This is a genomic window from Stutzerimonas kunmingensis, assembly GCF_014764705.1.
GTDB lineage: Bacteria > Pseudomonadota > Gammaproteobacteria > Pseudomonadales > Pseudomonadaceae > Stutzerimonas.
Genome location: NZ_JACXXG010000016.1, coordinates 47,687 through 71,728 on the forward strand (window position 1 = coordinate 47,687; position 24,042 = coordinate 71,728).

Sequence of the window (24,042 nt, forward strand, 5' to 3'; positions counted from 1 at the left end):
CTACGGGCACTCGCCTGGCTCAGGAGTAGCACTGGAGATAACGGGTGGGTACCCGGACCTTCTGCTCACGCTGCAGCAGGTTGAGCAGGATGACGGAGCGCTCTTCGCCGTCGCTGCTGACGAAGATCGCTTCGATGTCGCTGAAGCTGCCGCCGCTGACCTGGACCCGCTCGCCAGGTGAGAACGGCGCCGCCGCCATGGTCTGCGGCTGGGCGAGGCGCTGTCGCAACTGTTCGATCAGCTCGTCGCGTACCGGCGTCGGCTGGCCGCCGAAGCTAACTACGCGGCTGACGCCCCGAGTGGAGCGAATCGGGTACCAGTTGTCGTGAATGCAATCCAGGTGGATGAACAGGTAGCCGGGGAATAGCGCCTCGCCGGTCTTGGTCCCCTGTGAGCCGCGCAAGGGCGCAGGCGCCTTGAGCGGGCGGTAGCACTCGAAGTGCTGGCGCAACAGGTGCTCCTCGGCGCGGGCCTCCTGGCGAGGCTTAGTCTGGATCAGGTACCAGCGTGCGGTATTGCTCGATGTCATGGGATGTCCTTCTCTGATTGGCCTGCCCGAATCCCGATGGCAGGCGGAATGTCATCACGCCAGTGTCAGCGTTGCCCTTTCTTCCTGTCCCTCTACCACGCTGAAGCGCTTAAGCAGCTCTTTGATTTCTTCACGGCTGTTGAACATCAGCACGTCGATGATCGACAGCGAAGGTACGAATGGATGCTTTAGCTGCGCATAGGTAATGTCATCCATGCGCAGGAAGCGCAGCAGCAGGCCGTCGGCGCGGAAGCGGGCAGGGCAGTACAGCTCCATGCCGCCGATGGGATTCAGGTAGAGCTCGCCGTCCATGCGATGGGTGATCTGGATGACGCGGTCCTGCATGTCCATCTTCGCCGGCAAGCCTAGGCTGGAGCCGCGGTAGATCGGTGTGCGGATGTTCAGGTAAGCACAGAGGCAGCGCAGGGAGTTTTCGGTGAACAGCGCCAGATTGCGTTCCGGGCACTGCAGGATGCCGCGGATCAGCGGCAGCACCGCGTCGCGCTGGGGTGCCTTGGCGTAGCAACGCTCGAGGGTCAGCATCAGCCCCGCGGCTTCCTTGTCGAAGTCGTCGCAGAGCCAGCGCTCGTTGATGCGCTCGGTCTGATGGCCCTTCTTCAGCGGGAAGCTGATGAGCTTGGGTTGGCCGTAGACGAGAATCCGGTTGCGGTTCATCCAGGAGCCCCTGACGAATTGCAGGTCGTCACCCAGCACGAATACGTCGCTGAGCGCGATCAGCTGAAAGTAGCCCAGGTACGGAAATAGGTAGGGCTGCATCATCGAGACGGTTCTGAGCACGGTGCACCTCCTTGTCTGGCGATCAGGCTTGCTGGGTGTAGGTGTAATAGCCGTAGGCGCCGCTGTCGTACGGCGAGGTCGAGGCCTTGCGCTTAACGGCATTGAGGATCACGCCTTTGAGCAGCACGCCGTTCTGCGCGAGCCGCCGCTTGGATGCATCAATCTGCGAGCTGGTGCTGAGGCCGAAGCGGGCCACCAACAGGTTGGTGCCCGACTGCTGGGCGACCAGTACGGCGTCGGTCACCGCGAGCACCGGCGGCGTATCGATGATGATGAAGTCGTAGAGCTTTTCCGCTTCACGCAGCAGGCGGGAGAAGTTGTCGTGCATCAGCAGTTCGGACGGATTCGGCGCGGAGAACCCGGCGGAGATGAAGTGCAGGTTTTTCTGCTCGGTGCGGTTGGTGATCTCCGCCAGGTTCAGGCCACTGGCCAGTGCATCCGACAGCCCGTGACGCGGTGCCATGCCGAACAGGGTATGCAGGTAGCCGCGGCGCATGTCGGCATCGATCAGCAGCACGCGCTGGCCGGTCTGCGCGATCACCGCAGCAAGGTTGCTGGACACGAACGACTTGCCAACCGAAGGGGTCGGGCTGGTGATCATCAGCACCTTGTTGCGCGCCTCGAGCATGGCGAACTTGAGGCTGGTACGCAGGCTGCGCAGCGATTCGACCGCCAGATCGGTCGGTTCGGTGAGGCTGAGCAGTCGGGTCTTGCCGTCGCGGCTCTTGCGGCTGCGATTGAGCTGATCCTGAGGGGCGCTGTAGGGCAGGCCGGCATAGACCGGTACGCCAAGCTTCTCGATCACGTCCGGGCTTTCCACACCGCGGTAGAAGGCCTGGCGCAGCAGGATGACTGCCGCCGAGACGAGCAGGCCGACGAAGATCGCGATGGCCACCACCAGCGGTTTGACCGGTTTCGACGGCTTCTCGATCATCGAGTAGGCGTTGTCGATGATGCGCACGTTGCCGATGGTGCCGGCGCGCAGGATGTCTTGCTCCTGCGCCTGGTTCATCAGCAGCGTGTAGGTCTGGGTGGTGACTTCCATGTCACGCTGGAGGCGCAGCAACTCCTGCTGCGTCATGGGAAGGGCGTCGACCTTCTTCAGCAGCTGGGCTTTCTGCGCCTGCAGCTCGTTCATCTGGGTGATGAGCGTGCGATAGGTCGGGTGCTCGCGGGTGTAGAGACGGTCGTATTCGACGCGCTTGAGCGACAGTTCAGAGATCTGCGTTTCCAGGGCGACGATTTGGTCGAGCACGCCCTTGGTTTCGATGCTGATATCCACCGACTTGGAGCTGGTCTGGTAGGCATTCAGCGCCGCCTCGGCCTTTTCCAGTTCCTTGCGCACCTGCGGCAGCTGCGAGCGCAAAAAGTCCAGACGCTGGGCTGCTTCCGCCGAGCTTCGCTGGATGTTCTGGCTGACGTACAGCCGGCTGATTTCGTCCAGCACCTGATTGGCCAGTTGCGGGTCCGGGTCTTCCAGTGACATGTAGATGATCCCCGAATCCTTGCCGGCCTCACCGACCTTCAGGCGATTCTGGTAGTCCAGCGCGGTGGTCTGCGGACGGTTGCGGACCAGCGCGAACTCGGTGCCCGGACGCGCGTCCAGCTGGGCGATCTGCACCTTGAAACCCTGGTTCTCCACCGCCTGATTGACCTGGCCACGCAGGATCGGCTCGTGCTCGTCGTCATGCAGGGTGTAGGCCCCGGCGGTGCCGGCGACCAGTGTCAGCTCCACGCCCAGATAGGCTTCGGGCACATCGAGCTGGAACACTTCGAGCTTTTCCCCGCCCCAGGCGTAGCTGCTCAGGCCGAACAGCGGGGCGGCCAGCGCGCCATCGGTCGCCGGGTCGTGCCGGCGCGCCATGAAGGCGCCGAACACCGGGAAATGACGGGGCTGGGCGACGATGTAGAGCTTGAGCTCCTCGACAGCCTTGCCGAGCACCGCGCGGGATTTCAGCAGGGAGATCTCGGTAACCGCCTGGGACACCGAATCCGGCCGGGCCGATACTTCCGGTACGCCGGTGATGGCGGCTTTTTTCGGTTCGATCTGGATCATCGCCGTCGCCTGGTAGATCGGCGTGGCGATCAGGGCGTAGAGCACGCCCAGCGCAGCGAAGAAGCCGGTGATGGTGATGATCAGCGCCTTGTGGTCATAGGCGGTGCGCATAATTCCGGCGAGGTCGATGCGGTTGTCCGCGTCATATTCCAGCGAAGAGCGGGTCAAGGCAGTCATTGGGAATCCTTCCTCATGGTGCGTTTTTGCAAAGAAGCGGGGTCGGGCTGATCAGCTCCTGGCCAGCCGTGGGCTCAACCGACGCAGCAGGTTGAGGCTGATGTTCTGGGCGATGGTCGAGAGCGCCTGGATCTTGCTGAACGGCGAGATCAGCGAGAGGCACTCGCCGAACACCTGGATCAGGAAGTACTCGTAGAGCGCGTTGTTGCCGATGCGGCTGTAGTAGCGCGCCAGCGAGTAGTGGGCGTGCATGGCCATCTGGATGCGTTGCCGGCTCGGCTGCATGGAGAAGATGCCGCCCTCGTGCACGCGGTAGGCGGCCGGGCTGATGGTTTCCAGGAACTTGCCTTTGCCGTAGGCGCCGAGCAGCGACCACCAGCAGATATCCAGCACTTTTACGCCTAGCAGTTCCGGCGGCAGCTCCTGCACCAGATTGCGAAAGCACACGGTGAGCGTCGAGAGCGGGCGACCCTGCATCAGCTCCTGCGCGGTGGCGTCCTTGCGCAGCTTTCCGGTCAGTTGCGGGCTCTGGATGATGCCCTTGCTGTTGAACATGAAGGCATCGTGATAGGTGATCACGTAGTCACGATGCTGCTCGAGGAAGTCCACCTGCTGCTGCAGTTTGGTCGGGTCGGTCCAGTAGTCGTCGCCTTCGCAGTAGGCGATGTACTTGCCCCCGGCGCGGGCGAACAGGCGCGTGCTGAACGGCTCGCCGAGGCTGAACTGGTTCTGCGTCTGATAGATCGGCTTGATGATGCGGGGGTAGCGCGCCGCGTAGTCGGCGATGATCGCGGCGGTGGTGTCGGTCGAGGCGTCGTCGTGGACGATCACCTCGAAAGGGAAATCCGTTTCCTGCTGGAGGAAGCTCTCCAGCGCCTTCCTGATAAAGGATGCGTGGTTGTAGGCCAGGCAGACGACGCTCAGCAGCGGCTCGGTCTTGCCGCCCCAGCGTTCAATCAAGGCTTGCTCGCTCTTCAATTCCATTTTTGGACGCTCGTTTGGTGATGAGTAGGTGAAGCTTGAGTCGCAGTGATTTCGAGGTGGCCGCGACCAGCGCCAGGCAAATGAATCCGCTTACGGCCAGCGCCATCAGCATGTCGAAGCGGTTGTCGCTGGCGATCAGCAGGAACAGCGGCTCGCCCAGCGCCACGCCGATCAGGGTCGCGGCGGTGATTCGCAAGATGTCACGCGTCCAGATGCCCTGCAGGCCGGGCGAGAAACGCCGATGCACCACCGGAGGCCAGATCACGAAGGTCGCCAGGCGCAGGAAGAACCAGGCAAGCGCCGCGCCATAGGCGCCGTGGGTGAGCGCTGCGTAGATCACGATCGGCACGCTGATGGCGGTGGAGACCACGCTGTACCAGATATGCAGGCGCAGCCGGCCATAGGCGTACTGCAGGTAGAACTGAAAGGCACCGACCGCCATCAGCGCGCTGCCCGGCACGTACCAGAACAGCATGCGCTCGCTCCACTGCGCCGCGCCCGCGTCGCCGGTCCAGGCGAGGATCAGGGCATGCCCGTGCCAGGCGATCACCGCGGCCATCGGAAACAGCACGCTGCAGACGAAGCGGGTGGCGTTCAGGTACAGCCGCTCCATTTCGGCGATCCGGCCCTCGGCCACGAGCATGGTCATGCGCGGCAACAGCGTCTGCACCAGGGGGTTGGTCAGGGTCATGATGCCGGTGGTGATCAGCGCCACCAGCGAGAAGTAGCCGTACTCCTTGAGCAGCAGCACCTTAGAAAGCAGCACCTTGTCCAGCTGGGTCAGCACGATCCACAGCAGCGAGGTGAAGAACATGCCGCCGGCGAAGGGCAGCACCGGCCGCACCACGCGCCAGTCGATGCCACTGAGCAGCCTCGGGCTGGACAGCTGTATGTAGGCCTTGCTGGCGAAGGCAAGCGTTTCCACCAGCGCCACGGCGGTTTGAAACAGGAAGAAGTCCAGCGGTTCCTGCGAGACATAGGCGACCAGAAACAGGCCGCCGAGGTAGCGCAAGGTGGCGATCAGGGTGTTCGTTGCGTTCAGCCAGCCGTGCAGTTCGACGCCCTGCAGCCCGCTCTTGTACAGGGTCGCGTAGAGCCTCAGCGCGACCATCAGGCCCATGAGGCTGATGCACTGCATGATGGTGCCGGTGCACAGTTCCCGCGCCTGCAGCCAGGCCCCGGCGATCCAGCCGCTGCCCAGGTAGATCGCCACGCAGGTCGCCAGGGCGATCGGCAGCAGCAGCAGCTCGAACGAACGCAGCAGCCGCCCTGCAGGACCAGCCGCGGTGCTGAGATCGCCCTGGCCGCGGTAGTGTGCCACCTGCCGCACCAGTGCCGGCGACATCCCGGCATCGAGCAGCTGCAGCCAGGCCTGAAGTACCGCGAAGAAGCCAATCAGCCCGTAGGCTTCGGCGCCCAGATGCTTCAGATAGAACGGCAGGATCAGAATGCCGATCAGCAGGGCGTAGGCCTGGCCGAGGTAGTTCAGGCTGGTGTTGCGGATCACCGATAACCGCTTGGGATCTGACATGAGTTACTGCTGGCCTCCAGTGGTCAGGGGCATGCGCGGGTAATCCGAACCTGGCAGGCGCTCCACGCCGCTGAACAGCCCGAACGCATCGGCAAAGGGCTGGAACAGGGTCCGGTTCGACTGTTCGCTGTGGATCGCTTCCTGGATCAGCGTCTGCATGACCTTTTCCTGCACCTTGCGCGGCAGCCCGGGGTAGATCGGCAGGCACAGCACCTTGCGGCTCAGGGCCCGCGAGCGTGGCTGCGGCACTTGCGGCTGCAGATGATCGAGCGTGTCCAGCGACGGGTAGAAGTAGCGGCGGGGGTTGATGCCGTTCTCGTTCAGTTGCGAGCGGCAGCGCAGGAGCTGGCTTTCGTCGGCGAGGGCAACGGGAAAGTAGCTGTAGTTGCACTGGGATTCCGGCTGCGCCCGTTGCAGATCGAAGTGTTCGCCAAGGCGGCGCTCGTAGCGATGGCCGATCTCTGCCCGGCACTCGAATATCAGCTCGATATCGTCGAGCACGCACATGCCCATCGCGGCGGAGAACTCGTTGAGCTTGGCGTTGATGCCGATGCCTTCGATCTGGTCGGTATCGACGATGCCGAAGTTGCAGAGCAGGCGTATGCGTTCGGCCAGGGCGTCATCGTTGGTGACGATGGCGCCGCCCTCGATGGTGTGGAACAGCTTGGTTGCATGGAAACTCAGCGTGCTGATATCGCCCCAGTCGTAGACCGAGCGACCCTTGTGACGAACGCCAAACGCATGGGCGCCGTCGTAGATGACTTTCAGGTTGTTCTTGCGCGCGATCTGCTCGATGCGTTCCACATCGCAGGGGTTGCCGAACACATGCGTGGCGACGATGGCGGAGGTGTCGGGCTGGATATTTCGCTCGATCTGCTCCGGGTCCAGATTCCAGGTTGCGGGGTCGATGTCGACGAAGAGCGGCTTGATGCCTTCCCACTGCAGCGAGCTGGTGGTGGCAACGAAGCTGAAGGGCGTGGTGATGGCGCTGCCCGTCAGCCCCAGCGCACGATACGCGACCTGCAGTGCGATGGTGCCATTGTTGGTGAGGATGATGTTCCTCACCCCGAGGTAGTCCTTGAGTCGTTGCTCCAGTGCGGTTACCAATGGTCCGTTGTTGGTGAGCCAGCCGGTGTTGTAGATCCTGTCTATGTAAGCCTTGAACTTGTTTTTGCTGCCCAGGTATGACTTGGTCACGTTGATCATGATGATTTCCTTATCGAAGCTCAGCCACCCTGGATGGCATCCGGGGATTCTCGCCGGGTAAATGCGGGTGGGCGTCACACCGCTTGCTGTGCGCCTATTGCGCTGGCCCGACGCGCCCTGCGTTGGTTGTGCCTGAGGATCATTCGGGTCATCAGGCTGCCGGCGTGGGGATCGCCGTAATGGAAGATGGCGGTGGCGCGCAGCTGCGCCGGATCACAAGGCTCGTTGGCATGCAGGGATCGGTAGCCCCAGAACAGGTAGAGATTGCCGGGTACCAGCTGCAGGCGCTGAGGCTTGAGCAGTCCGAGGCCTATCGCGCGGCTAATCAGCTTGCGACTCAACTTGTTCTGCAGCAGTGCTTTCTCCACCACGTTGACCAGCACGTACTTGCGAAGCTTGCGCAGATTGGGAAACAGCAGCAGGTCGCCGCGCTGGTCGCCGTCCTGCGGGATTTCCACAGGTAGCAATGCCGTTACCAGAGAAGCGTCGTAGTGGAAGCAGTTCGACTCCTTGCGTCCTGTCTGCCCCTGCACGCATCGCATCACCAGGTAGATGCGTTTGCTTGGCGCCGCCTTGCCAGCGCCGAGCTGATACACGTCGTCCAGCAGCGACTGGAACTCTGGCGCGCTGCTCAACGTGGCAAGCAGCGAGCCCGCAACCTGTTCACCGTCGTGATGAGCGAAATATTCCCCGTGATGCTGTCGAGCCTGCTCGTAAACTTGCTCGCGCAGTTGAGTTAGTTGCAGATTGTTCAAGTAGCCGGGTATGCAGGCGTAGCCATTCTGATTGATATCCCGCGCAATCAATGCCTTGTCCTGATCTTCCGTTCCATAAAAGATTGTTGACACTGTAGTTCTCCCTGCGCAAAGGCGAGGCGAAACGGTTTGCCGAATCGCAGCTATTGCCGCTCCGCTGCTGATCGGCGTCCTGGGTGGGAATAAAGAATTTCGGCGTAATGCTTGGGCAGTAGGCTTTTAGCCTGTGACGAAAGTTAATGCCGATCTAAATATTCTTTTATTTAGACAAAGCTACCGCCATCGACTTATTTACATGTCGATTTGAATAACTTGTACGTATTCCCCGTCATCTGCGATCGGCCAACGTCCGCGTGTGACCTTGAGAGAATCGGGCATGGCTACCGCACTCCGGGCACTCTGCGAGCCCCGGCTCTCTCAATACTTATGGCGAACGAGCCCGCATTGCTTTATTAAAAGCGATGCTAATCAGGCAGGGGGTTTAACTCTTGCGCAAAACTTGACCTGTCCAGTTGGTCTTAAACTGCTCTGCAACGTATTGCTCCCTGTTGCGACTAGATATCCGTCATAACGTGAACCAAGTCAAGCTAGGGAGCCAAAAAAAAGTTGCAGATGGACGTCGCGAGGTGTTTAGAAGAGCCAACTAATTGAGTTGAAAGGAGTTTTGTTTTTGGCGCAGGCTGGCCTAGAGCTATCATCAATGGTTATAGCGAATGCGGTAATTAGCTCTAAGCTGAATAAACCATCTGCTCCTTTGCTGGCCATAAATGACGTATGCATAAACAAAGGGAATATTATTCCGACTATGCTGAGCAACTATTCGGATAAAGAGTTAATTCTACGGACCCGTTGTTACAAGACGCGGCTGACTGGCCGAAAGAGGGGGCGCGCTTGTCTGTACGTGACAGAAAAGACGCGCAAACGAAAAAGGCCACTCGTCTGAGTGGCCTTTTCGTGATTTGGTTGCGGGAGCCGGATTTGAACCGACGACCTTCGGGTTATGAGCCCGACGAGCTACCAGACTGCTCCATCCCGCGTCTGTGGGGCGCATTCTACAGCCGGATTACTCGATGTCAATCAAAAGGAAGGAAAAAAGCGTATTTCATTCAAAAGGTTAGCGATTCATGCGAGGTCTGGTGCCAACACCAGCGCCTCAGAGTTTTGCGCGCACAAAAAAAGGCCACTCATCTGAGTGGCCTTTTAAATTGGTTGCGGGAGCCGGATTTGAACCGACGACCTTCGGGTTATGAGCCCGACGAGCTACCAGACTGCTCCATCCCGCGACGCGCATTCTACAGCTTTAAACGCGGCTGTCACGGGTTTATTTGAAATCAGATGGGAATACCGATCAGGCGTGCCATGAGGGCAGGGTGCCGGGAGCTGCTGTCTGGTGTGGTAGACACTGTTTGATTGCCGGGCGAGCCTGCGGCGGGTGATGGCGACGAGCGATCCTCATCATGCCCCAGAGCATGGAGAGCGCTACCGACAGCCAACCCAGGATCATCATCAGGAGTATCAGCGCAGGTTCCATCTGGAGCTTCCTCTTTGAATCCAATATTCGTCCTTGTGGTTGTGACCCCGCTCGCTGAAAGCGGTTCCGGCATGCCATCGGTCGCTCGCCGGCGCACTCCTTGGAATCGCCGCTGCCCAAGTATCAAGTGGATGATGCGGAGGTGTCGGACATGCGTATTCAGCTTGGTGTGCTGGTTGCAGCGCTTGCTTCAACAGTCAGCGCGCAGGATCTGGAGCGACCGTTCGCTGATATCCCGTTGGCTCAGAACACGGGCGCGGCGGATCGCGGCGCCGCCGGCAATGGCTCGATGGGCATTGGCGGCGGTATCGACTATCTGGAGGATGACCAGAGTCAGTCTGAGGCAGGTGACGCATCCTCCAAGAAGCCAGCGGCGGAGCAGTACGACGACACGGCCGAACCCGGCCATGGTGGCAATGAGACCGACATGGAGCACCGTCGCCGTCCCAAATTGGAAAGGCGTAGTGACTAACGCAGTCGTTCATTGATAGGAGGTAGCCATGAATTGGGCACTCACAGTGGTAACAGTATTGCTTCTGGCGGGTTCTGTCGGGGCGTATGCCGGTTCGGCGGAGAACGCCGATGACACTCGTCGTCCGGGAGCTGCAAACGAAAGCTCAGTTGAATCGAGCGAGCGTTCCGACCAGCACAGGGAAAAGTTTGAAGGCCATGACGGTCGGGACCATAAGGCGCAGCAGGGCAGTGACCTGGGCACCATGGGAACGGGTAATACCGGAACCACAGGCGGCATGGGAGCCACCACGGGAACCGACACCATTGGCGGGACCATCGAAGAATAGCCTGCTACCGGCCACGCAACATTCATAAAGCGGTCAGGCATCCGTACAATGCCCAACCTTTCAACATCTATTGGCCTGGTATGCAGATCGCTTTGGCGCCCATGGAGGGGCTGGTCGACGAAATCCTTCGTGACGTTCTGACTCGGATGGGTGGGGTCGACTGGTGCGTCACCGAGTTCATCCGAGTCTCTGATCGTCTGCTGCCGCAAAGCAGCTTTCGCAAACTTGCACCCGAATTGCAGACTGGCGCCATTACTCGCGCCGGAACCGCTGTGCGCGTTCAATTACTGGGCTCCGATCCTGCCTGTCTGGCTGATAACGCTGCCTATGCCTGCTCACTGGGTGCGCCTGCTATCGATCTGAATTTCGGCTGCCCGGCCAAGACGGTAAACAAATCGCGCGGTGGGGCCATCCTGCTCAGGGAGCCTGATTTGCTGCACGCCGTCCTCTGTGAGGTACGGCGAACTGTGCCGGCGCACATCCCGGTCACCGCCAAGATGCGCCTGGGTTTCGACAGCCCGGACGGTGCACTCGATTGCGCTCGGGCGCTGGTGGACGGCGGGGCAGAGCAGTTGGTGGTGCATGCGCGAACGAAGGTCGAAGGCTACAAGCCGCCGGCGCATTGGGAATGGGTGGCTCGCGTGCAGGAAGTCGTCGTGGTGCCGGTATACGCCAACGGCGATATCTGGTCGCTAGAAGACTGGCGTCGCTGTCGAGAGGTCAGCGGCGCGGAGAATATCATGTTGGGCCGCGGCCTGGTTTCGCGGCCAGACCTGGCACGGCAGATCGCCGCAGCCAAACAGGGGCAAAGCATCGCCGAGATGAGCTGGGCAGAGTTTCAACCCATGCTGGTGGACTTCTGGCAGCAGGCGCGGGGCAAGATCGCACCACGCTATGCGCCCGGCAGACTGAAGCAGTGGCTGGCCTTGCTTACGCGCAACTACCCCGAGGCGGTGGCGCTGTTCGCCGCACTGCGCCGGGAGAACGATTGCGCGCGGATAGACGCGATGCTCGGTGTCAATACCATGGGTATTCCGGTGGCGGCGCTGGGTTAGACCGATCAGCGTCCGCCGCTGACGTCCAGTAACGCGCCGGTGGTATAGCTGGCGCGCTCACTGGCGAGCCAGAGTATGGCTTCGGCAACTTCCTCGGCTTGTCCGCCGCGCCCCATGGGCACGCTTGCCTTGACCCGCTCGATGTGATCCGGCTCGCCACCGCTGGCGTGAATCTCGGTATGGATCACACCGGGTCGTACCGCATTCACCCGAATGCCTTCGCCGGCCACTTCCCTGGCCAGTCCGACCGTCATGCTGTCGATAGCGCCCTTGGCCGCGGCATAGTCGATGTACTCCCCAGGCGCACCAAGCTGCGCGGCGATCGAGGACAGATTGATGATCGAACCTCCCTGGCCGCCACGCTGAGTGGACATGCGCTTGATCGCCTCGCGTGCGCATAGAAAGCTACCGATGACGTTGGCACCGAGCACGCGCGTCCAGCGGGCGGCATCCATCTGCTCCAGGCGCATTTGCTGTTCGAGCATGCCGGCGTTGTTGACCAGCACATCGAGGCGGCCGAACTCGCGATCGATCATGTCGAACATCTGCAGTACCTGGCTCTCGTCGGCGACATCGGCCTTGACGGTCATTGCCGATACGCCCGCAGCGCGGACCTGTTCGAGCACCTGTTTCACCGCGTCTTCGCGTTGGTAATAGTTGAGGCACAGTGCGTAGCCCTGGTGGGCCGCCAGCCGGGCAGTGGCGGCGCCGATACCACGACTGGCACCTGTGATCAGCATGACTCTGGACATGGTGTTACCTCTCGTCAGCAGGCTCATTTTCTGTGCCTTGAAATCTGCAGAACGGTTCCTATCTAGCGGATCAGCGGGATGCCGAAGGCGGGTCCCGCCTGTTTCAACTCGCTGATTTCAGGAGGTTTATCATGAGTTCGTTCCCCATGGCCCCTCTGTTCCGGCAATCCGTGGGCTTCGATCGTTTCAATGACCTGTTCGAGTCCGCCCTGCGCAACGAAACCGGCAGCTCTTATCCACCCTATAACATCGAGAAGCACGGTGACGACCAGTATCGAATCGTGGTCGCAGCCGCCGGCTTCGAGGAGTCCGACCTCGATCTGCAGGTCGAGCGCAGCGTGCTGACCATCAGTGGCGGGCGGCGCGAAAGCGAGACCGAGAATGTCACCTATCTGCATCAGGGAATCGCTCAGCGGGCGTTCAAGTTGTCGTTCCGGCTGGCCGACCACATCGAGGTGCAGGGCGCTGCGCTGAACAGTGGCCTGCTCAACATCGACCTGGTGCGCGTGGTGCCGGAAGAGGCCAAGCCCAAGCGCATCCCGATCAATGCCGATCAGCGACCCGCGCTGGAGGGTTGATCTGCAAGGAAGAGAAGGGCGCCATAGGGCGCCCTTTTTTGTAGTTGTCTCGTTTGGTCAGTCACCGCGTTCAGCATCCAGCAGCGCCATGAAGGCTCTGGCCGCATTGGACAGGGTGCGTTCCCTGTGCAGGATGTAGCCAAGTTGCCGGGTCAGCTGAATGCCCGGCAGAGGCAGGCTGACTACCTGTTCGTCGAGCATGCTGCGCGGTAGCACGCTCCAGGCAATCCCGATGGAGACCATCATCTTGATGGTCTCCATATAGTTGGTGCTCATGGTGATATTGGGCGTCAGGCCCTCACGCTCGAACAGTCGCTGGGCGATGTGATGAGTGAAGGTGTTGCCGCCGGGAAAAACGGCAGGATGGCCGGCGACATCGGCAAGGCGAATATCCGCCTTGCCAGCCAGCGGGTGCTCGGGCGCGACAACGAAATCCAGCGGGTCGTCCCATACCTTCATTGCCCGGACCGGCTCGGCAGTCTGCGGCGCCAGGGTGATGACCGCCAGTTCGGCGCGGCCATGCAGCACTTCGTCGTAGGCGACTTCCGAATCGAGAAAGCGAATATCCAGGCTGACCTGCGGATAAGCGCGGGTAAACGCGCGTAGCAAGGGCGGCAGGCGGTGCAGGCCGATGTGATGGCTGGTCGCCAGGCTCAGCCGGCCGCCAATGTCGCCGTTGAGGTTGGTCAAGGCGCGGCGGGTGTCGTCCAGTACATTCAAAATCTGATAGGCCCGCGGCAGCAGGGCTCTTCCTGCCTCGGTCAGGCCAATCTCGCGGCCGAGCCGGTCGAACAGTCGCACGTCCAGCTGCGATTCCAATGCGGCGATGCGTTTGCTGACTGCAGGCTGGGTCAGATGCAGGCGCTCCGCGGCCAAGGAAAAGCTGCCCGTTTCCGCGATGGCGATAAAGGCATTGAGGTTGGCCAGGTCCATGAACGATCTCTATCCGTTGATGATTCGGATTCCTGTAGGGAATGCTTGGGATGAAAAATATGAATTTGAGTAATTGAATGCAAGTCCCTAGCATCGTCCCCATAAGCGCAAGGGCTATTCGCCCCGCATAGAAAGCAGATGAGGAAAAGTCCGATGGCCGGCAAGACGCTCTACGACAAGCTCTGGGAAATGCACGAGGTGAAACGTCGCGACGATGGTTCGTCGCTGATCTACATCGACCGCCACATCCTGCATGAAGTGACTTCGCCACAAGCGTTCGAAGGTCTGCGTCTGGCCAACCGCAAGCCATGGCGCATCGACGCCAATATCGCCACGCCGGACCACAACGTGCCGACCACCAAGGGCGAGCGTCAGGGCGGCCTGGAAGCCATCGCCGACGAGGTCTCGCGCATCCAGGTACAGACGCTGGACGAGAACTGCGACGATTTCGGCATCCTCGAATTCAAGATGAACGACGTGCGTCAGGGCATCGTCCACGTGATCGGCCCGGAGCAGGGCGCGACTTTGCCGGGCATGACCGTGGTTTGCGGTGACTCGCACACCTCCACCCACGGCGCCTTCGGTGCGCTGGCCCACGGCATCGGCACCTCCGAGGTCGAGCATGTGCTCGCCACCCAGTGCCTGGTCGCCAAGAAGATGAAGAACATGCAGGTGCGCGTCGAAGGCAAGCTGCCGTTCGGCGTCACCGCGAAGGACATCGTGCTGGCGGTGATTGGCAAGATCGGCACTGCTGGTGGTAACGGCCATGCCCTGGAATTCGCCGGCAGCGCGATTCGCGATCTGTCCATGGAAGGACGCATGACCATCTGCAACATGTCCATCGAAGCCGGTGCCCGCGTAGGCATGGTGGCGGTGGATGAAAAGACCATCGCCTACGTCGAAGGGCGTCCGTTCGCGCCGAAGGGCGACGACTGGGACAAGGCGGTCGAGCTGTGGAAAGGTCTGGTCTCCGATGGCGACGCGGTGTTCGACACGGTCGTCGAGCTCAAGGCCGAGGACATCAAGCCGCAGGTCAGCTGGGGCACTTCGCCGGAAATGGTGCTGGCTGTCGATCAGAGCGTGCCGGACCCCGCCGCCGAAGCCGACCCGGTCAAGCGCGATTCCATCGTTCGTGCGCTGAAGTACATGGGCCTGGCGGCCAACCAGCCGATCACCGATATCAAGCTGGATCGCGTGTTCATTGGTTCCTGCACCAACTCGCGGATCGAGGACCTGCGTGCCGCGGCTGAGGTCGCCAAAGGGCGCAAGGTGGCGGCGAACGTGAAGCAGGCGATGGTTGTGCCGGGCTCCGGCCTGGTGAAGCAGCAGGCCGAGGCTGAAGGGTTGGACAAGATCTTCGTCGAGGCTGGCTTCGAGTGGCGCGAGCCGGGTTGCTCCATGTGCCTGGCGATGAACCCCGACAAGCTGGGCAGCGGCGAGCATTGCGCCTCGACTTCCAATCGCAACTTCGAGGGGCGTCAGGGCGCTGGTGGACGCACACACTTGGTCAGCCCGGCCATGGCGGCCGCTGCGGCGGTAACCGGCCATTTCATTGATGTACGCGAACTGGTCCAGGCCTGAGGAGATAACGGATGAAAGCCTTTACCCAACACACCGGCCTGGTCTGTCCGCTGGATCGTGCCAACGTCGATACCGATCAGATCATCCCGAAGCAGTTTCTCAAGTCCATCAAGCGCACCGGCTTTGGCCCTAATCTGTTCGATGAGTGGCGCTACCTGGACGTCGGCCAGCCGAATCAGGATTGCTCGCAGCGTCCGGTGAACAAGGACTTCGTGCTGAACTTCCCGCGCTACCAAGGCGCCAGCGTGCTGCTGGCGCGCGAGAACTTCGGCTGCGGCTCCTCTCGCGAGCACGCGCCGTGGGCTCTGGAGGAGTACGGTTTCCGTACGATCATCGCGCCGAGCTTTGCCGACATTTTCTACAACAACAGCTTCAAGAACGGCCTGCTGCCGATCGTGCTGAAGGAAGAGGAAGTCGATGAGCTGTTCGCACAGGCCGAAGCCAACGAAGGCTACCAGCTGACCGTGGACCTCGCTGCGCAGGTCGTGACACGCCCGGACGGCAAGCAGTACGACTTTGAAGTCGATGCCTTCCGCAAGCACTGCCTGCTCAACGGCCTCGACGATATCGGCCTGACGCTGCAAGACACGGACGCGATCAAGGCGTTCGAGACCCGTCACCAGCGGAGCCAGCCATGGCTGTTCGGCGCCATCAAGTGAGATAAGGGCAGGGTGGATGATGCGTCATCCATCCACTTGCAGGGTTTCGGTGGATGAACACAACGGCGTCCACCCAAGTGAAAATCGAGGAATGTGATGAGTAAACAGATTCTGGTTCTGCCCGGTGATGGTATCGGCCCGGAGATCATGGCCGAGGCGGTCAAGGTTCTGCAGCTGGCCAATGACAAGTTCCAGCTGGACTTCGAGCTGAGCTATGACGAGTTGGGTGGCGCAGCGGTCGACAAATATGGCGTGCCGCTGGCCGACGAAACCCTTGCGCGTGCACGTGCTGCCGATGCCATTCTGCTTGGCGCGGTGGGAGGCCCGAAGTGGGACAAGATCGATCCGGCCATTCGTCCCGAGCGCGGTCTGCTGAAGATTCGCTCCGAGCTGGGGCTGTTCGGTAACCTGCGTCCGGCACTGCTCTACCCGCAACTGGCCGATGCCTCGTCGCTGAAGCCTGAGATCGTGGCCGGTCTGGATATCCTCATCGTTCGCGAGTTGACCGGCGGCATTTATTTCGGCAAGCCGCGCGAAAGCAAGGTGCTGGAGAACGGTGAGCGCATGGCCTACGACACGCTGCCGTACAGTGAAAGCGAAATCCGTCGCATCGCCAAGGTCGGCTTCGACATGGCGATGGTGCGCAACAAGAAGCTCTGTTCGGTGGACAAGGCCAACGTGCTGGCGTCCAGCCAGCTGTGGCGTGCTGTGGTCGAGGAAGTGGCCAAGGACTATCCCGAGATCGAGCTGAGCCACATGTACGTCGACAATGCGGCAATGCAGCTGGTGCGTGCACCGAAGCAGTTCGACGTGATCGTCACCGACAACATGTTTGGCGACATCCTCTCCGACGAGGCATCGATGCTGACCGGTTCCATCGGCATGCTGCCGTCCGCCTCGCTGGATGCGGGCAACAAGGGCATGTACGAGCCGTGCCACGGTTCAGCGCCGGATATCGCTGGCCAGGGCATCGCCAATCCGTTGGCGACCATCCTGTCCGTTTCGATGATGCTGCGTTACAGCTTCAATCAGGTAGCGGCAGCCGATGCCATCGAGCAGGCGGTGAGTGATGTGCTCGATCAGGGCCTGCGTACCGGTGATATCTGGTCGGAAGGTTGTACCAAGGTCGGTACTCAGGCGATGGGCGATGCAGTAGTCGCGGCCCTCGCGAAGTTGTAATCTTCTGGCCCGCCTTAATCTGCGCGGGCCACTTTTTCTATAGGTGTAGTTGCGATGAAACGTGTAGGTCTGATCGGTTGGCGCGGTATGGTCGGTTCCGTGCTCATGCAGCGGATGCTGGAAGAGCGGGATTTCGACCTGATCGAGCCCGTGTTCTTCACCACTTCCAATGTCGGCGGCCAGGGCCCCGATATTGGCAAGGAAACCGCTGCGCTGAAGGACGCCTACAGCATCGACGAGCTGAAAGGCCTCGATGTGATCCTGACCTGTCAGGGCGGCGACTACACCAATGAAGTCTTCCCTAAGCTGCGTGAAGCGGGCTGGCAGGGCTACTGGATCGACGCGGCGTCCTCGCTGCGTATGCAGGACGATGCGGTGATCGTGCTCGATCCGGTGAACCGTCGCGTGATCGACCAGCAACTGGATGCCGGCACCAAGAACTACATCGGCGGCAACTGCACCGTCAGCCTGGCGCTGATGGGCCTTGGCGGTCTGTTCGAAGCCGGTCTGGTCGAGTGGATGAGCGCGATGACCTATCAGGCAGCCTCCGGTGCTGGCGCGCAGAACATGCGCGAACTGATCAAGCAGATGGGTGCGATCAATGCGGCCGTGGCCGATGATCTGGCCAATCCCTCCAGCGCGATCCTGGATATCGACCGTAAGGTGGCTGAAACCCAGCGTAGCGAAGCATTCCCGGTCGACAATTTCGGCGTGCCGCTGGCCGGCAGCCTGATTCCTTACATCGACAAGGAGTTGCCGAATGGGCAGAGCCGCGAAGAGTGGAAGGCGCAGGCTGAGACCAACAAGATCCTTGGTCGATTCAAGAGTCCGATCCCGGTTGACGGCATCTGCGTGCGCGTGGGTGCCATGCGTTGCCACAGCCAGGCGCTGACCATCAAGCTGAACAAGGATGTGCCGATCTCCGATATCGAAGGGCTGATCAGCCAGCACAATCCCTGGGTCAAGCTGGTGCCGAATCATCGTGATGCCAGCATGCAGGAGCTGAGTCCGGCCGCAGTCACCGGAACGCTAAGCGTGCCGGTCGGCCGTCTGCGCAAGCTCAACATGGGCTCGCACTACCTGGGCGCGTTCACCGTGGGCGACCAGCTGCTGTGGGGCGCCGCGGAGCCGCTGCGGCGCATGCTGCGTATCCTGCTGGAGCGTTGATGCGCTCTCGATGAAGTGCCAGACGCCGCGACTTGTTCGCGGCGTTTTCGTTTATGCGATGTGCCGCTCGGCGGCGCTGGTTGCAGTGGTCTGCCATTTCGCTACAGTGCCGGTCCTTAACGCGTGGAGGTGACGATGCCCACAGGTGTCGGTGTTGCGGTCGTAGGTTCGGTCAGCCTGGTAGGCGAAGCGCTTGTCGAGGTGCTCGAGGAGCGTGCGTTTCCGGTTTCAGAGCTGCATCTGTTGGGTGATAGCGAGGATGTCGGGCACACGGTGCCATTCAAGGGGCGGAATCTGCGTGTTGGCGAGGCGGATCGCTTCGACTTCAATCGGGCGCAGCTGGTGTTTCTGGTCGGTGCTTCGGAATTGGTGAGCGAGTGTCACGTCAAGGCAGTAGCGGCAGGCTGCCGAATCGTCGATCTGTCAGGCTCGATTCCCGTCAAGCAGCAGCTTTGCGTGGTGCCAGAGGTTAACGGCGGGCTGCTCGATTCGTTGCCCGATCAGCGCGCCATTGCCAGTCCACTGCCTGAAGCGGTCGCTCTGGCCATCGCATTGAAGCCGATCCAGCAACAGCTGGATTTGCATCGCGTGACTGTTACGGCCTGTTTGCCGGTATCAAGTCGTGGTGCGGCGGGCGTGAAGGAGCTTGCCCGGCAGACATCCGAATTGCTCAATGCGCGCCCTTTGGAGCCCCGAATATTCGGCCGGCAGATGGCTTTCAATATGCTCGCACAAGCCGAGGCGGTCGACGCGCAAGGATATGGAGCGCAGGAACGGCGTCTGGTTGAAGAGCTTCGTCAGCTCCTGGATATGCCTGAACTCGCCGTCTCTGTTACGTTCGTTCAAGCTCCGGTGTTCTTCGGAGAGAGCCTCATCGTCTCGTTGCAGGGTGGCGTCGAGGCCGATATGCCAGCGCTGTCTGCGGCTCTCGACGCGGCGCCAGGGGTTGAGCTGGTGGAGTCGGATGACTATCCGACAGCGGTTGGTGACGCAGTCGGGCAGGAGGCGATCTATGTTGGAAGACTTCGTCGAGGCATCTGCGATCCACGGGAAGTCAATTTGTGGATTGTGTCTGATAACGTGCGAAAAGGCGCGGCACTAAACGCTGTGCAGTCTGGTGAGTTGTTGATAAAAGACTATCTGTAAAAGATACTTACTGGTAATTCAAAGAATATTTCTAGCCGATGCGCTGAACGGCTTATCGCTGATGGGGAGCCACCGCCAGGTGGCGCGGGCAGTGACATAAGACCCTCTCGTAGTTCGAGAAAAAGATAAACAAGGGATTAAATAATGGTTCGGGTTCGCAATCTGGTGCTGGCAATCGCGGCTGCTACCGCGCTGACTACAGAAATGGCCCACGCGCTTGGGTTGGGAGAGGTCACGCTTCAGTCGTCATTGAATCAACCGCTGATCGCGGAAATCGAGCTGCTGGATGCAAACAGCCTGGCGCCCGGGGAGGTGATCCCGGTATTGGCCTCGCTCGAAGAATTCAATCGCGCCGGTATTGATCGCCAGTACTTTCTGACGGACCTGAAATTCACTCCAGTACTGCGTCCGAACGGAAAGAGCGTCATTCAGGTTTCGTCCAGCAAGCCGGTACGCGAACCCTATCTCAATTTTCTCGTTGAGGTGCTCTGGCCCAGTGGGCGCCTGCTCCGTGAGTACACCCTGCTGCTCGATCCGCCACTCTATTCACCGGAAACGGCAGCGGCCGCAGCACCGCAGTTGCCCATTTCCGCTCCGTCCCGAACAGTAGAGCCAGTACGCTCTGCGCCAGCTCGTCCGTCTACAACGCGCTCGACCCCAGTTCAGCCGGTAAGCGCCCCGCAGAGCGGTGGTAGCGAATACAAGACTTCCGCGCGCGATACTCTCTGGGAGATCGCGGAGCGTAATCGTCGCAATGGAACGGTTCATCAGGCGATGCTGGCTATTCAGGATCTCAATCCTGATGCTTTCATTGGCGGCAATATCAACCGGATGAAGAGCGGACAGGTACTTCGTTTGCCGGATGCCGAGCAGATATCGACCCGCTCTCAGGCCGAAGCGATCGCTCAGGTCGCGGAGCAGAACGCGGCATGGCGACAGGGTAGTGGTGGCGCGGTTGCAGGCGCTCGCCAACTGGACGCGACCCGTCGTACTGAAGCTGGAGCAGCACCGTCGCGTAGCGAGTCTCGTGACAGCCTCCGCCTGGTGGCGGCTGATGCGGGCAAGGAAACTGCCGGCTCCGACACCGGGTCTGCCGAAGGCGGTCAGGCCTTGCGCGACAAGCTGGCGGTGACCCAGGAGAGTCTGGACTCCAGCCGTCGTGAGAACGACGACCTCAAGGATCGTCTGAATGATCTACAGGGGCAGCTGGAAAAGCTGCAACGGCTTATGCAGCTCAAGGATGACCAGCTTGCCAAGCTGCAGGCCCAGGTCGGTGCCGAAGGCCAGGCCCCGGCGCTGGACGCCAACGCCAGCCAGCCTGCTGCCGCAAAAACAGAGCCCCAGGCAACTGAAGGTAGCACGCAAGAGCCGGCCCGCGCTGACGGTGACACCCAGGCTGATTCTGCTGTTGATACCCGGCAGGAACCTGCTCCAGTCGTTGCTCCGGCACCGGCCGAGCAGTCTGCGGCGTCCAAGCCTGCTGCAAAGCCAGCCAGCCCAGCGAAACCGGTCGCACCTGTTGTTGAGCCTGAGCCCAAGAGCCTGATTGACGATCTGCTGTCCAACACTTTGCTGCTCGGTGTCGTCGGCGGTAGTGCCCTGTTGCTGTTGCTGCTGGGTCTGATGGCTCTTTCGCGCCGCAATGCGATGAAAGAGGCGGAGCTGCAGGAAAGTCTGATGGCGGATGACACGGTTGACGATCTGCGAGTGGAATCGCCCGCGTACGTCGATTTGGGACAGGAGCATCAACTTGAACCGACTTCCTTCCATGCCGACGCTCCGGCTGCGTCGGATGAGCTGACTTCCACTACAGGTGATGCATTAGCCGAGGCGGACATCTACATCGCTTACGGCCGCTTCAATCAGGCTGCAGAACTGCTACAAAACGCCCTTAATGACGAGCCTCAGCGGAGCGATCTGCGGCTGAAGCTGATGGAAGTGTATGCGGAGCTTGGCAATCGCGATGGCTTCGTCCGTGAAGAAGCTGAGCTACGTGAAATCGGCGGCGCTACCACCGAAGTCGAGCAGCTAAAGTACAAGTATCCCGCCATGGCCGCGGCGATCGGAGGCTCGGCAGCTGTCGCCGCCACTCATATGGACATGGACAGCCTCGACCTTGATGATCTGCAGCTCGACGAGCCGGCCGCGCCGGCGGCAGGGCAGGATCTGGACGATGCATTCGACCTTAGCCTCGATGACCTGGACATCGATCTGAACGAGGAGCGTCCGGCTGCACCTGCGGACGACTCTTTGGACTTCGACGACCTGACGCTGGATGAGCCGGTTACCGAGCGTGAGGCCTCGCCTGCAGCCAGCGATTTCTCCTTCGATCTCGCAGAAGATAAGTCTGCGCAAGAGGCCGAGCAGGACGATCTTTCCGATTTCTCGTTCGATCTGGACAGCGACAAAGGAATGGAGCAAGCCCCCACAGAGTTTTCGCTCAATCTCGACGAGGAGCCGGTTGAAGGTCCTGCTGCGTTTGAAAGTGATGATCTCGATTTCGAACTGTCGGAGCCTGTAGCGAATCCGAGCGACGATTTGCCCGAAGGGTTCGATATTTCGCTGGATGAGCCCGAGTTTGAGGCGCAACCGGAAACCTTTGCCGACAAGCTGAACGAGGTGGAGGCTGATCTGGATGATCTGTCCAAGGAACTGGAGGAGCCGGCCACTGCTCCTGCTGACAACTTGGCTACGACTGACGCCGACGGCGGTGGGGAGGACGACTTCGATTTCTTCTCCGACACCGACGAAACTACCACCAAGCTGGATCTCGCCAGAGCCTATATCGACATGGGCGACGCTGAAGGTGCACGCGACATCCTAGATGAAGTGATTTCCGAGGGTAGCGATGTCCAGCAGCAAGAGGCGCGAGAAATGCTCGCCAAACTAGCCTGATCATGACCCAAGCAGTACCCCAAACGGCAGCCGAAATGGCTGCCGTCGGCGTTTCCAGGATCGCGCTTGGCGTCGAATACAAGGGATCGCGCTATCGCGGATTTCAGCGTCAGCGCGCCGGTGTGCCATCCATTCAGGAATCACTCGAAACTGCGTTGACCAAAGTGGCGGGTGGTCACTCCGTCACGCTGAGCTGTGCAGGTCGCACAGACGCATTGGTCCATGCCAGCGGGCAGGTCGTGCACTTCGACACGCCGGTCTCGCGAACCATGCACGCATGGGTGATGGGCGCGAACATGAACCTGCCATCCGACATCAGCGTCACCTGGGCGAAGGAGATGCCGCGTCATTTCGATGCGCGATTCAGCGCGATGGCTCGCCGTTATCGCTATGTGATCTACAACGATCAGATACGGCCGGCGCACATGGCCGAAGAGGTTACCTGGAACCATCGCCCACTCGATATCGAGCGTATGCGTGCCGCTGCCACGGCGTTCGTGGGAACACATGATTTCAGTGCCTTCCGGGCCAGGCAGTGTCAGGCCAAGTCGCCGATCAAAACCATTCATCACCTGGAGCTGCTGGAGCACGGCCGGCTGATCGTCATGGATGTTCGGGCCAATGCCTTTCTGCATCATATGGTGCGCAACTTCGCTGGCGTTCTGATGACCATTGGTGCGGGTGAGCGGCCAGTGGAATGGGCAGCGCAAGTGCTGGAGTCTCGTGTGCGCCGAACGGGCGGAGTGACAGCGCACCCGTACGGGCTCTATCTCATCGAAGTCGATTATCCCGAAGAGTTCGAGCTGCCGAAGCGCTATCTCGGTCCGCACTTCCTGTCGGGTTTGCCGGACGTTCGTCGCTAATGAATTAGGCAGGAGCCGTTTTGCCTATTCGCTTGCAGGTGGTAGGTCTTTTGTTACCATCCGGTTTCCTTTTTGGCAGGTAGCATCCGTTGTCAGTCGTTCGTAGCAAAATATGCGGGATCACTCGCGTCGACGACGCCTTGACAGCAGCCAAGGCGGGCGCCGATGCCATCGGCCTGGTTTTCTATGCCAAGAGTCCGCGTGCCGTCGATGTGCGGCAGGCACGTGAGATCGTCGCGGCATTGCCACCGTTTGTCACGACGGTAGGCCTGTTCGTCAACGCCAGCCGCTGCGAGATCAACGAGATACTCGACGCCGTTCCGCTGGACATGCTGCAGTTTCACGGCGATGAAACACCGGCACAGTGCGAGGGGTTTCATCGGCCGTGGTTCAAGGCGCTACGGGTAGGGAACGGCGAGGATATCGAGGCTCAAGTTGCGCGTTATGCGAATGCCAGCGGCATCCTTTTGGATACTTTCGTGGCAGGGGTGCCGGGTGGGACGGGCGAACGCTTCGATTGGTCGCTGATCCCGGCGGCGCTGGCCAAGCCGCTGATTCTGGCAGGTGGACTGACCGCCGAGAACGTTCAGCAAGCCATTGCCCAGGTTCGTCCGTACGCAGTGGATGTCAGCGGCGGGGTGGAGGCGAGCAAGGGCGTCAAGGATGCTTCCAAGGTGATGGCCTTTGTCGGTCGGGTTCGATCGGCTATGTGACGCCTGGGCAGCCTTTGCCGTCCAGTAACGAGTCGCTGGTGAGACCAGTAGCGTGATTCCTTGCCTGAAGGAGTCGGAGTTTCGCGGCTGCGCCGATAGGTGCATCGCTCACGCGACAAAGAGCGCCTGATACGCGTGGTCGCAACAATGAATC

Annotated in this window: 21 protein-coding genes and 2 tRNA genes; 12 read left to right on the top strand and 11 right to left on the bottom strand. The window is 60.7% G+C overall.

Annotated features, from left to right (window positions below; genetic code table 11):
- Nucleotides 1-19: 19 nt before the first annotated feature.
- The 9 genes from rfaH to IEG05_RS13640 form a co-directional block, all read right to left on the bottom strand.
- A complete protein-coding gene (rfaH, locus tag IEG05_RS13600) occupies nucleotides 20-529 on the bottom strand; it encodes a transcription/translation regulatory transformer protein RfaH (protein WP_191122215.1) in 510 nt (169 codons plus the stop codon).
- A 54-nt stretch (nucleotides 530-583) separates the two neighbouring features.
- Nucleotides 584-1,327 (bottom strand): WbqC family protein, encoded by a 744-nt coding sequence (locus tag IEG05_RS13605; RefSeq protein ID WP_191122216.1) that lies wholly within the window; start codon nucleotides 1,325-1,327, stop codon nucleotides 584-586.
- A 22-nt stretch (nucleotides 1,328-1,349) separates the two neighbouring features.
- Nucleotides 1,350-3,560, bottom strand: coding sequence for a polysaccharide biosynthesis tyrosine autokinase (locus IEG05_RS13610; RefSeq protein ID WP_191122217.1), 2,211 nt, complete (start codon nucleotides 3,558-3,560; stop codon nucleotides 1,350-1,352).
- 51 nt (nucleotides 3,561-3,611) lie between these two features.
- Nucleotides 3,612-4,544, bottom strand: a complete 933-nt coding sequence (locus tag IEG05_RS13615; RefSeq protein WP_031298155.1) for a glycosyltransferase family 2 protein — start codon at nucleotides 4,542-4,544, stop codon at nucleotides 3,612-3,614.
- Entirely contained in the window at nucleotides 4,513-6,075 is a 1,563-nt protein-coding gene (locus tag IEG05_RS13620) for a lipopolysaccharide biosynthesis protein (RefSeq protein WP_191122218.1), read from the bottom strand. Before IEG05_RS13620 ends, IEG05_RS13615 begins: the two co-directional genes overlap by 32 nt.
- Nucleotides 6,076-6,078: 3 nt before the next feature.
- Nucleotides 6,079-7,281, bottom strand: a complete 1,203-nt coding sequence (locus tag IEG05_RS13625; protein WP_023446366.1) for a DegT/DnrJ/EryC1/StrS family aminotransferase — start codon at nucleotides 7,279-7,281, stop codon at nucleotides 6,079-6,081.
- Nucleotides 7,282-7,355: 74 nt separating this feature from the next.
- Complete coding sequence (locus IEG05_RS13630) at nucleotides 7,356-8,129, bottom strand: hypothetical protein (protein WP_191122219.1); 774 nt, start codon at nucleotides 8,127-8,129, stop codon at nucleotides 7,356-7,358.
- An 867-nt stretch (nucleotides 8,130-8,996) separates the two neighbouring features.
- Nucleotides 8,997-9,073: transfer RNA gene (locus tag IEG05_RS13635), tRNA-Met, on the bottom strand.
- A gap of 169 nt (nucleotides 9,074-9,242) precedes the next feature.
- Nucleotides 9,243-9,319, bottom strand: a tRNA-Met gene (locus tag IEG05_RS13640).
- Nucleotides 9,320-9,718: 399 nt separating this feature from the next.
- On the opposite strand from IEG05_RS13640, the gene IEG05_RS13645 reads away from it, so the two are divergent.
- From IEG05_RS13645 to IEG05_RS13655, 3 genes are all read left to right on the top strand, one after another.
- Complete coding sequence (locus IEG05_RS13645; protein ID WP_102831881.1) at nucleotides 9,719-10,039, top strand: hypothetical protein; 321 nt, start codon at nucleotides 9,719-9,721, stop codon at nucleotides 10,037-10,039.
- A 28-nt stretch (nucleotides 10,040-10,067) separates the two neighbouring features.
- Nucleotides 10,068-10,367 (top strand): hypothetical protein, encoded by a 300-nt coding sequence (locus IEG05_RS13650; protein WP_102831542.1) that lies wholly within the window; start codon nucleotides 10,068-10,070, stop codon nucleotides 10,365-10,367.
- Nucleotides 10,368-10,447: 80 nt separating this feature from the next.
- A complete protein-coding gene (locus IEG05_RS13655) occupies nucleotides 10,448-11,422 on the top strand; it encodes a tRNA dihydrouridine synthase (protein WP_191122220.1) in 975 nt (324 codons plus the stop codon).
- A gap of 5 nt (nucleotides 11,423-11,427) precedes the next feature.
- Here the strand turns inward: IEG05_RS13655 and IEG05_RS13660 are convergent, their stop codons facing one another.
- Nucleotides 11,428-12,174: an SDR family oxidoreductase gene (locus IEG05_RS13660; RefSeq protein WP_191122221.1), complete on the bottom strand. Its 747-nt coding sequence runs from the start codon at nucleotides 12,172-12,174 to the stop codon at nucleotides 11,428-11,430.
- Between the two features lie 131 nt (nucleotides 12,175-12,305).
- Between IEG05_RS13660 and IEG05_RS13665 the strand changes: the two genes are divergently transcribed.
- On the top strand, nucleotides 12,306-12,752 hold the full coding sequence (locus IEG05_RS13665; protein WP_014820560.1) for an Hsp20 family protein: 447 nt from the start codon (nucleotides 12,306-12,308) through the stop codon (nucleotides 12,750-12,752).
- A 57-nt stretch (nucleotides 12,753-12,809) separates the two neighbouring features.
- Here the strand turns inward: IEG05_RS13665 and IEG05_RS13670 are convergent, their stop codons facing one another.
- Nucleotides 12,810-13,685 carry a LysR family transcriptional regulator gene (locus IEG05_RS13670; protein ID WP_125898230.1) on the bottom strand — a complete coding sequence of 292 codons (876 nt, stop codon included), beginning with the start codon at nucleotides 13,683-13,685 and terminating at the stop codon, nucleotides 12,810-12,812.
- Between the two features lie 153 nt (nucleotides 13,686-13,838).
- On the opposite strand from IEG05_RS13670, the gene leuC reads away from it, so the two are divergent.
- From leuC to IEG05_RS13710, 8 genes are all read left to right on the top strand, one after another.
- Nucleotides 13,839-15,266 (top strand): 3-isopropylmalate dehydratase large subunit, encoded by a 1,428-nt coding sequence (gene leuC, locus IEG05_RS13675; protein WP_102819812.1) that lies wholly within the window; start codon nucleotides 13,839-13,841, stop codon nucleotides 15,264-15,266.
- An 11-nt stretch (nucleotides 15,267-15,277) separates the two neighbouring features.
- Entirely contained in the window at nucleotides 15,278-15,925 is a 648-nt protein-coding gene (leuD, locus tag IEG05_RS13680) for a 3-isopropylmalate dehydratase small subunit (RefSeq protein WP_191122222.1), read from the top strand.
- 96 nt (nucleotides 15,926-16,021) lie between these two features.
- Nucleotides 16,022-17,104, top strand: a complete 1,083-nt coding sequence (gene leuB / locus IEG05_RS13685) for a 3-isopropylmalate dehydrogenase (protein WP_014820557.1) — start codon at nucleotides 16,022-16,024, stop codon at nucleotides 17,102-17,104.
- A gap of 54 nt (nucleotides 17,105-17,158) precedes the next feature.
- Nucleotides 17,159-18,271 carry an aspartate-semialdehyde dehydrogenase gene (gene asd / locus IEG05_RS13690; protein ID WP_046620609.1) on the top strand — a complete coding sequence of 371 codons (1,113 nt, stop codon included), beginning with the start codon at nucleotides 17,159-17,161 and terminating at the stop codon, nucleotides 18,269-18,271.
- 135 nt (nucleotides 18,272-18,406) lie between these two features.
- A complete protein-coding gene (locus tag IEG05_RS13695; protein WP_046620612.1) occupies nucleotides 18,407-19,417 on the top strand; it encodes an aspartate-semialdehyde dehydrogenase in 1,011 nt (336 codons plus the stop codon).
- A gap of 144 nt (nucleotides 19,418-19,561) precedes the next feature.
- Nucleotides 19,562-22,312: a motility hub landmark protein FimV gene (locus IEG05_RS13700; protein WP_191122223.1), complete on the top strand. Its 2,751-nt coding sequence runs from the start codon at nucleotides 19,562-19,564 to the stop codon at nucleotides 22,310-22,312.
- A gap of 2 nt (nucleotides 22,313-22,314) precedes the next feature.
- The gene (truA, locus tag IEG05_RS13705; RefSeq protein WP_046620617.1) at nucleotides 22,315-23,175 is read left to right on the top strand and encodes a tRNA pseudouridine(38-40) synthase TruA; all 861 of its coding nucleotides are present in this window, start codon (nucleotides 22,315-22,317) and stop codon (nucleotides 23,173-23,175) included.
- An 89-nt stretch (nucleotides 23,176-23,264) separates the two neighbouring features.
- Nucleotides 23,265-23,888, top strand: a complete 624-nt coding sequence (locus IEG05_RS13710) for a phosphoribosylanthranilate isomerase (RefSeq protein WP_014820552.1) — start codon at nucleotides 23,265-23,267, stop codon at nucleotides 23,886-23,888.
- Nucleotides 23,889-24,042 lie beyond the last annotated feature (154 nt).